Source organism: Enterobacter sp. CM29 (genome assembly GCF_013179605.1).
GTDB classification, from domain to species: domain Bacteria; phylum Pseudomonadota; class Gammaproteobacteria; order Enterobacterales; family Enterobacteriaceae; genus Enterobacter; species Enterobacter intestinihominis.
Genome location: NZ_JABMCU010000193.1, coordinates 1 through 8,487, shown reverse-complemented (window position 1 = coordinate 8,487; position 8,487 = coordinate 1). Strand labels below are relative to the sequence as shown.

8 protein-coding genes, 1 pseudogene and 1 riboswitch are annotated in these 8,487 nt (G+C 57.6%); of the genes and pseudogenes, 4 read left to right on the top strand and 5 right to left on the bottom strand.

Features of this window, described 5'->3' with window-relative positions; translation table 11 throughout:
• A pseudogene (locus tag HP459_RS18980) lies at positions 1-226 on the bottom strand (ribulokinase); the annotation flags it as partial.
• A 335-nt stretch (positions 227-561) separates the two neighbouring features.
• Here HP459_RS18980 and araC point away from each other — a divergent pair.
• Positions 562-1,407, top strand: a complete 846-nt coding sequence (araC, locus tag HP459_RS18975) for an arabinose operon transcriptional regulator AraC (protein WP_032625458.1) — start codon at positions 562-564, stop codon at positions 1,405-1,407.
• 118 nt (positions 1,408-1,525) lie between these two features.
• Entirely contained in the window at positions 1,526-2,293 is a 768-nt protein-coding gene (locus HP459_RS18970) for a DedA family protein (RefSeq protein WP_017383796.1), read from the top strand.
• Positions 2,294-2,336: 43 nt separating this feature from the next.
• On the opposite strand, the gene thiQ is transcribed toward HP459_RS18970, so the two are convergent.
• The 4 genes from thiQ to sgrR all read right to left on the bottom strand — a co-directional run bounded on the left by thiQ (position 2,337) and on the right by sgrR (position 7,415).
• Positions 2,337-3,038, bottom strand: coding sequence for a thiamine ABC transporter ATP-binding protein ThiQ (thiQ, locus tag HP459_RS18965; RefSeq protein ID WP_045308058.1), 702 nt, complete (start codon positions 3,036-3,038; stop codon positions 2,337-2,339).
• Positions 3,022-4,632, bottom strand: coding sequence for a thiamine/thiamine pyrophosphate ABC transporter permease ThiP (gene thiP / locus HP459_RS18960; protein WP_126314605.1), 1,611 nt, complete (start codon positions 4,630-4,632; stop codon positions 3,022-3,024). Before thiP ends, thiQ begins: the two co-directional genes overlap by 17 nt.
• On the bottom strand, positions 4,608-5,591 hold the full coding sequence (gene thiB, locus HP459_RS18955; RefSeq protein ID WP_022647029.1) for a thiamine ABC transporter substrate binding subunit: 984 nt from the start codon (positions 5,589-5,591) through the stop codon (positions 4,608-4,610). Before thiB ends, thiP begins: the two co-directional genes overlap by 25 nt.
• A 31-nt stretch (positions 5,592-5,622) precedes the next feature.
• Positions 5,623-5,723, bottom strand: a riboswitch (TPP riboswitch).
• Positions 5,724-5,759: 36 nt separating this feature from the next.
• Entirely contained in the window at positions 5,760-7,415 is a 1,656-nt protein-coding gene (sgrR, locus tag HP459_RS18950) for an HTH-type transcriptional regulator SgrR (RefSeq protein ID WP_022647030.1), read from the bottom strand.
• Positions 7,416-7,503: 88 nt separating this feature from the next.
• Here sgrR and sgrT point away from each other — a divergent pair, with 88 nt between their 5' ends.
• Positions 7,504-7,656 carry a glucose uptake inhibitor SgrT gene (gene sgrT / locus HP459_RS18945; protein WP_003856388.1) on the top strand — a complete coding sequence of 51 codons (153 nt, stop codon included), beginning with the start codon at positions 7,504-7,506 and terminating at the stop codon, positions 7,654-7,656.
• A gap of 120 nt (positions 7,657-7,776) precedes the next feature.
• The coding region (locus HP459_RS18940) for an MFS transporter (protein WP_171936643.1) at positions 7,777-8,487 on the top strand (711 nt) is incomplete at its 3' end.

The window sequence follows — 8,487 nt, the reverse complement described above, 5'->3', positions numbered from 1 at the left end:
GGGCATCCGTCAGCTCCGCCAGCACGGTTTTGATCGCCGCTTCCATTGATTCAATGTAATCGCGCGGGTGGTGACGGAACTGGTTGTTCGGCGCATCGCAGTAGCGCCCCTCTTGCCAGCGCGGATACCACTCAACGCTGGTTGCTATCTCCCGGCCAGTCGTACAGTCCACTGCCAGCGCGCGAACTGAGTCGCTGCCAAAATCGAGGCCAATTGCAATTGCCATGGTGTTGCTCCATCCAAAACAGGTATGGAAGAACATTAGAGACTGAGGACAAAGATCGTCAGGCAGGATCCGCTAATCTTATGGATTAAATTGCTGTTACGATTGAAAGTGTGACGCCGTGCAAATATTCAATGTGGACATTTCTGCCGTACTTATAGACACTTTTGTTACTGCTTATCCGCCCGTGCTGGCGGAGAAATCAGGGGAAAAGGCTGAAACATGGCGGACGTAAAAGAGGCGTGATGCTTTTTGGATCTTTTCGCGGGCCATTTTTATACTGCTTTTATCGATATGGACAATTGGTTTCCTTCAGGACCCTTGGGAGAACTGAATCTATGGCCGAACCGCAAAACGATCCCCTGCTGCCGGGATACTCATTTAACGCCCATCTGGTGGCGGGGCTGACGCCCATTGAGGCCGAGGGGTATCTCGATTTCTACGTCGATCGACCGCTCGGAATGAAAGGGTATATTCTGAACCTGACCGTTCGCGGGGAAGGGGTGATTAAAAACGGCGATCGGCAGTTTATCTGCCGCCCCGGCGATATGCTGCTGTTCCCGCCGGGGGAGATCCACCACTACGGGCGCCACCCGGATGCCAAAGAGTGGTATCACCAGTGGGTCTATTTCCGTCCGCGCGCCTACTGGCAGGAGTGGCTCTCGTGGCCGGCCATTTTCGCGCAAACCGGTTTTTATCGCCCGGATGAGGCGCATCTGGCGCAGTTCCGTGAGCTGTTTGCACAGATTATTGAGGCAGGGCAGGCGGGAGGGCGCTACGCCGAACTGCTGGCCATCAACCTGCTTGAACAGGTACTGCTGCGCCGCATGGAGGCCATCAACGAGTCGCTTAATCCGCCGCTGGACAACCGCGTCCGCGACGCCTGCCAGTACATCAGCGACCACCTTGCCGACAGCCAGTTTGATATTGCCAGCGTCGCCCAGCATGTGTGCCTGTCGCCGTCACGGCTGTCGCATCTGTTCCGCCAGCAGCTTGGCGTGAGCGTACTCAGCTGGCGCGAGGATCAGCGCATCAGCCAGGCGAAACTGCTGCTCAGCACCACCCGAATGCCTATCGCCACCGTCGGGCGTAACGTCGGCTTTGAAGATCAGCTCTATTTCTCTCGCGTGTTTAAGAAGTGCACCGGTGCCAGCCCGAGCGAATTCCGTGCGGGATGTGAATAATCGGTAAACATTCAGGTGAACTTCAGGCGCATCTTGTAAACTATTCAGACAATTGATGCCTTGACGCGGTGCAGGGCGCTAAGCAGAATCGCTGATTCGTTTTCTGACCGGAATAGTTATGCAGGCATTGCTGGAACATTTTATTACCCAGTCCGTTATGTATTCGCTCATCGCCGTGGCGCTGGTGGCGTTTCTGGAGTCGCTGGCGCTGGTCGGGCTGATCCTGCCCGGCACCGTGATGATGGCGGGGCTTGGGGCGCTTATCGGCAGCGGCGAGGTCAATTTCTGGCAGGCGTGGATGGCCGGTATTATCGGCTGTTTGCTGGGGGACTGGATCTCCTTCTGGCTGGGCTGGCGCTTTAAGAAGCCGCTGCACCGCTGGTCGTTCATGAAAAAAAACAAAGCGCTGCTGGATAAAACCGAGCATGCACTGCACCAGCACAGCATGTTCACCATCCTCGTGGGGCGCTTCGTTGGGCCAACGCGTCCACTGGTGCCGATGGTGGCCGGGATGCTGGATCTGCCCGTCGCGAAGTTTGTGGTGCCGAATATCATCGGCTGCGTCTTCTGGCCGCCGTTCTACTTCCTGCCGGGTATCCTGGCGGGCGCGGCGATTGATATTCCTGACGGTATGCAAAGCGGTGAGTTTAAATGGCTGCTGCTGGGTACGGCGGTGCTGCTGTGGCTGGCGGTTTGGCTCTGCTGGCGCCTGTGGCGCAGCGCGAAAGCGAGCGTCGATCGCCTGACCCGCTATCTCCCGCGCACGCGCCTGCTCTGGCTGGCCCCACTTACGCTCGGCGTGGCGGTGGTAGCGCTGGTGGCGCTGATCCGTCACCCGCTGATGCCGGTGTACGGCGAGATCCTGTTGAAGGTGGTGAGCCGTTAAGGTGTTTTCCCTCTCCCCGTGGGAGAGGGCCAGGGTGAGGGCATCAGACCGCACGAATGCCCAACAATGAAGATGCCCCTGCGTTACCACTCAGAAGTTCTTCTGTCTCTCCATCCCACAAAATACGTCCTTCCGCGATCACCACCGATCGCGGCGCGATGCGTGCGGCATCTTCAATGCTGTGCGAAACCATCAGCATCGTCAGTTGCTCGCGCTCGCACACCTCCTCAACCAGCGAGAGCATCTCCTGGCGCAGGGCCGGGTCGAGCGCCGAAAAGGGTTCGTCGAGCAGCAGCAGCGGCTGCTCGCGCACCAGACAGCGTGCCAGCGCCACGCGCTGGCGCTGGCCGCCGGAAAGCTCCCCCGGAAGTCTGTTGATAAACGCAGACAGGCCCATTTGTTCGGCGATCGCCTCCAGCGTCTGCCGCTGCGCAGCACTGAGCTTTAACCCCGGATCCATACCCAGCGCGATGTTCTGCCAGACCGTAAGATGATTGAACAGATTGTTTTCCTGAAACAGCATCGACACCGGGCGCTTAGCCGGCGGAGCGTAGGTATACTCGCCGTTATCAATGACGATCGACCCGCTGGCAGGCTGCAAAAAACCGGCAATCAGATTGAGCAGGGTACTTTTTCCGGCCCCGCTGGGGCCAAGCACTGCGATTCGCTCTCCCTGACGAACGGAGAGGGTAAAACGCATTGGCAGGTGCTCATAAAGCCAGGTTACATCAGTCAGTTTTAACATCACGCCCCGGAAGTTTTTCGATAACGGTAAATAACGCAAAGCACAGCAGCAACAGGAGCAGCGCCGTGACGGCGCCGTCCTGGCTACGATAGGAGCCAATTTGCTGATAAAGCCAGAACGGCAGCGTGCGGAAATCCTCGTTGCCGAAGAGCGCCACTACGCCAAAATCGCCAATCGACAGCACGCAGGCAAACGCCAGCGCCTGGGCGAGCGGACGTTTCAGTGCGCGCAATTCTACCACCTTCAGGCGCTGCCAGCCCTGCATGCCCAGCGACTGACACAGCAAGCTGTAGCGGCTGTTGACGTCGCGCATCGGGTTTTCCAGTACCTTGAGCGCGTAAGGGATGGCCATCAGTGCGTTGGTAAAAATGACGATGCCGTCGGCGCTTTCCGGCAGGCCGATGGTGCTGTTGAACAGTAAAAAGAATCCGGTCGCCAGCACAATGCCCGGCATCGCCAGGATCAGCATACCCGTCAGTTCCAGCGCGTGTCCGGCTTTACGGGCATGACGCGCGTACAGCTCGCGGCTGCTCCAGAGCAGCATCATGGTCAGGATCACGCACAGTAGCCCGGCTGCCAACGCAATGCGCAAGGAGGTCCACGTCGCTTGCCACAGGACAGGTTGTTGCAGTACCGACAACACATTGCGATTCAGTCCATCAACGATAACGGCCAGCAGCGGGGGCAGCAAAAGCAGGAGTGCCAGTGCGATCAGCATAAAATCCGCGACGCGGCTATACAGGCAGTCCTGCGGATCGCGCCAGCCTGTCATGTTATTGCTTCCTGTGGGGATCGTTTTGCTTAGCCTCTGGCTGAGTAACACCAGTGCCAGACAGCATACCATCTGCACGATCGCCAGCAGCGCGGCGCGGCCCGGATCGTAGTCGTAACTTAAAGCCTGATAGATCGCCAGCTCAATGGTGGTGGCCTGCGGCCCGCCGCCGAGAGAAAGTACGGTCGCGAAGCTGGCGAAGCAGAGCATAAAGATTAGCGCGGCAACCGGGGCAATCTGGCGTCGCAGCCACGGCCATTCGACAAAGCGGAAGAACGACCAGCCGCGCATGCCAAGCTGGGCGGCAATCTGACGCTGCTCACCGGGAATGTTTTCCAGCGCCTGTAAAAAGAGGCGCGTGGCCATCGGCATATTGAAAAAAATATGCGCCAGCAGAATGCCTTTCAGGCCGTATGGCGAGAAGGTCCATTCCAGACCAAGCAGGTTGAAAAGGAATGCCAGCCATCCCTGCCGACCATAGACGCTCAGAATGCCGAACACCGCCACCAGCACGGGCAGGATCAGCGTCATCGCGCACAGCCGCAGCAGGGCAAGCCTGCCGGGGAAACGTCTGCGATAGAGGGCGCGCGCGAGGAAAATGGCCGGGAGCGTCGACAGCAGCGCGGAGAGAAACGCCTGCCAGAAGGAGAAACGGATGACGTGCCAGAGATAGCTGTCGTGCCAGAGGGCAAGCAGATCGCTCTCTGGCGCGTTAAACCACAGCGCAAGGAATGCACCCAGGCTGACGACCACCATCAGTATAGCGGCGAGCAGCCCGGGAACTAACCAGCCGGGGATCAGCGGCTGACGGCGCGTTGCCATTCACTTATCCATGCGGCGCGCTGGGTGGCAACCTGCTGCGGCGTAAATTCCAGGGAGGTTTGCGGTTTGTTCAGCTGCTCAAAACCTGCCGGCAGCGCAACATCAGTGACCGGGTACATCCAGTTTCCTGTCGGAATAGCATTCTGGAATGCCGGTGAAACCATAAACTTCAGGAATTTCTCGGCGAGCTCCGGCTGTTTGCTCGCGGCGGTGCGGGCGGCCACTTCCACCTGCAAATAATGCCCTTCAGCAAAGTTCGCGGCAGCGTAGTTGTCTTTCTTCTCGGCGATAATGTGGTAGGCCGGAGAAGTCGTGTAGCTCAGCACAAGGTCGCTTTCGCCTTTCAGGAACAGGCCGTAGGCTTCGCTCCAGCCTTTGGTGACGGTAACGGTTTTCGCAGCCAGTTTCTGCCACGCCTCAGGCGTTTTGTCGCCATAGACTTTCTGCATCCACAACAGCAGCCCCAGACCCGGCGTGCTGGTGCGCGGATCCTCATAAATCACGCGCCACTTCTGATCGCTTTCGACCAGCTCTTTCAGGCTTTTGGGCGGATTCTTCAGCTTGTTTTTATCGTAGACAAACGCAAAGTAACCGTAATCAAAGGGTACGAAGGTGTCGTTTTTCCAGCCGCCCGGCACGTTGACGGCATCTGCCGCCACGCCGCTTTTGGCGAACAGTCTGGTTTGAGTGGCGGCTTGCAGCAGGTTGTTATCCAGCCCGAGCACCACGTCGGCTTTGCTGTTTTTGCCTTCCATACGCAGCCGGTTAAGCAGAGAGACACCATCTTCCAGTGCCACGAATTTCAGCTCGCAGTTGCAGTCGGCTTCAAAGGCTTTTTTCACCGCCGGGCCGGGGCCCCAGTCGGCGGAGAAGGAGTCGTAGGTGTAGACCGTCAGGACAGGCTTAGCAAAAACAGGCAGCGCAAACAGCGCCAGCAGAGGAAGAACGTTTTTTAACACTTTGCACCTCAGGGTTGAGTGGCAAAGGATTTTGAGAGACAGCCTCAAATCCCTTCGCCGGCGTTATCCGGATCAGGTTCGACGGGTATTATCTCAGCGCACATCAGTGATGCAGCACCCCGTTGAGAACGGCGCTATTGTAATGATTTGGTGAATATTACGAAAGCGTTATGGCTCCGGCGGCGCAAACCACGCGGATTTAAAATCAAACCAGCCCAGGGTATTCATTCGCAGGCCGCGCATGCTGCGCTGACCCTGGATCAGCAGCCAGTGGTGAATCAACGGTACGATCGTCTGCCCGGCCAGGAGCTCCTGACACCAGGCGGCCAGATCCATTTCTCCTGCCCGCCAACGTGCGGCGTCTCGCTGCCAGTCCCGATTGATACAGTGCTGAATCAGGGGCACTTCATACAGGTGAGAGAAGAGCGAAAAATCAAGCGGCAGCGTGAAGTTCGCACTGTTGAGCCAGATATCGCTGATAACATCTCCACGGTGCCATTCATCATAGTCCACTTCCTGTATCGCCAGCGTCACGCCCTCGGCTGCCAGCAGCTTACTCATGATCCTTGCGATAAACCGGTGCTCAATGTGATCGCGATAGTAGCTGAGGGTGATGGTCTCCAGTCCGGCAGGTTTTTCACTGCGTACTGGCTGCGCATGGTGCCAGCGCGGAAGCAGGCCATAGGCCGGGAACCACCAGGTCTGGTATTGCTCCTCTGCGTGATAAATCAGGTTAGCGGGCGCCAGAACATGGCTGATCCACCTGCGTACGTCGTGATTCGCCCCGCGATGGCTGCGGCTATCGAAGAGCAGGTAGTAGCAGCCCTCCTCCAGGCGGCTTTCGAACGCCTTTTCACCGGCTGTTGGCCCTTCCAGCGTCAGGCCTGCGCTCAGCTCTTCGTTGAGATCCGGTAGCACCCAGACGTTGACTTCGTCGATCAGCGCCCTATAGCCAAAGTAATCATCAAAGGCGCGGATCTTCAGCTGATTACTGTTGTTCCGTGAAACGGAGTAGGGGCCCGTACCAATCGGCTGGCTGGAAAAATTGTTCAGGGATCGCCACTCGGCAGGCAGGATCATCGAGGGCACGTAGCCCAGAAGCCACGGAAGCCATTTGTCCGGCTGCGATAGCTCAATATCCAGCGTCCAGGCCGTGGGGGAGTGGATCCGCGCGATATGCGAATAGAGCGGCAGCGTGCGGGCGCGCTCTAAGGAGTCGATAACGTCGCGCATCTCCAGCTCGCGTCCATGGTGGAAATGAATGCCGGGACGTAAAAAGAAGCGCCAGTGCAACGGAGACACCTGTTGCCAGTGATGGGCAATATCCGCTTCCAGTTCCCCGTTTTCCTCATTTATCCGCGTCAGACCGCTAAAAATCTGCCGGGCCATGTGGGTTTCAGAGCGACGTAACGCCGTACCGGGCAAAAGATTTTTCATTGGGCGATAGTAAAGCACTCGCAGAATGTGGCGTCCCTGACGAAAGCTGCGTCCCAGATGCGAGACCAGCATCTGGCGCACGGCGGCTTTGTCGCCCACCAGCTGGACCAGCTGATCGATGCGGTCTTGCTCCAGCAGATCCTCCGCCCGCTGTTGCTGCAACGCCAGGCCGGTATAGAGGAAAGTCAGGCGCGAGCGCTTACCGCGTCCGGCTTCGGCCTCCCAGTTTAGCCAGCCCTGCTGCTGCATGGTGTTAAGGAGGGTACGCATATGACGCCGGGAGCAGTTGAGGAGCTCAGCCAGCTCGTTCAGCGTGGTCTCCTGCGATTGCCCCTCGCAGCACTGCCAGAGGCGGATAAATTGTTGTTGCAGACGACCAGAAGGCATAAAAGAGGAACTCCTGACAAAAAATCAGCAATTTATTAATCCCTATATTAAGCCAATAATCCTTATCGATGAAGCGAGGAGGTAAATTATGAAGAGGTCTACCGCACGTCAGTTTTATCAGCACTATTTTTCAGCGACAAAGGGAGTGTCCTGGCTGGCCCGCCAGTGCGCAGAGCAGCGGCTGAGAATACTGGAAGATCTGATGCAGTGGGACGTTACGAAACCGACCTCTTCTCGCTAACTCGCCTCGATCATGTGTGACTGAGTATTGGTGCTAATCACCCGCCAGCAAAATGTTTTTGCTGGCTTTTTTCGTTTACTATTTCACCCAATTTCGATTCGCTTTCATAAGGACTTGCGCATGCTCTGGTTGATGACGATGGGGCGACGCCTGAACGGCGTGTACGCCGCTTTTATGCTGGTGGCCTTCATGATGGGCGTGGCCGGTGCGCTACAGGCGCCGACGCTGAGCCTGTTTCTCAGTCGTGAGGTTGGGGCGCAGCCATTTTGGGTAGGCCTGTTCTACACCGTCAACGCCATTGCCGGGATCCTCGTCAGCCTGTGGCTGGCGAAACGATCCGACAGCCAGGGCGATCGCCGCAAGCTGATCCTCTTTTGTTGCGCCATGGCCGTGGGCAACGCGTTGCTGTTTGCCTTTAATCGTCACTACCTGACGCTTATCACCTGTGGCGTGCTGTTGGCCTCTCTGGCGAACACCGCCATGCCGCAGCTCTTCGCTCTGGCCCGGGAGTACGCCGACAACTCGGCGCGGGAAGTGGTGATGTTCAGCTCGGTAATGCGTGCGCAGCTCTCTCTCGCATGGGTCATCGGCCCCCCGCTGGCGTTCATGCTGGCGCTGAACTACGGTTTCACCGTCATGTTCACCATCGCCGCGGGAATTTTTGCCATCAGCCTGGCGCTGATAGCCTTTGTGCTGCCATCGGTGGCGCGCGTAGAGCAGGTGACGGACAAGCCCATCACCCAGGTAAGCGGCTGGCAGGATAAAAACGTCCGCATGTTGTTTATCGCCTCCACGCTGATGTGGACCTGCAACACCATGTACATTATCGAT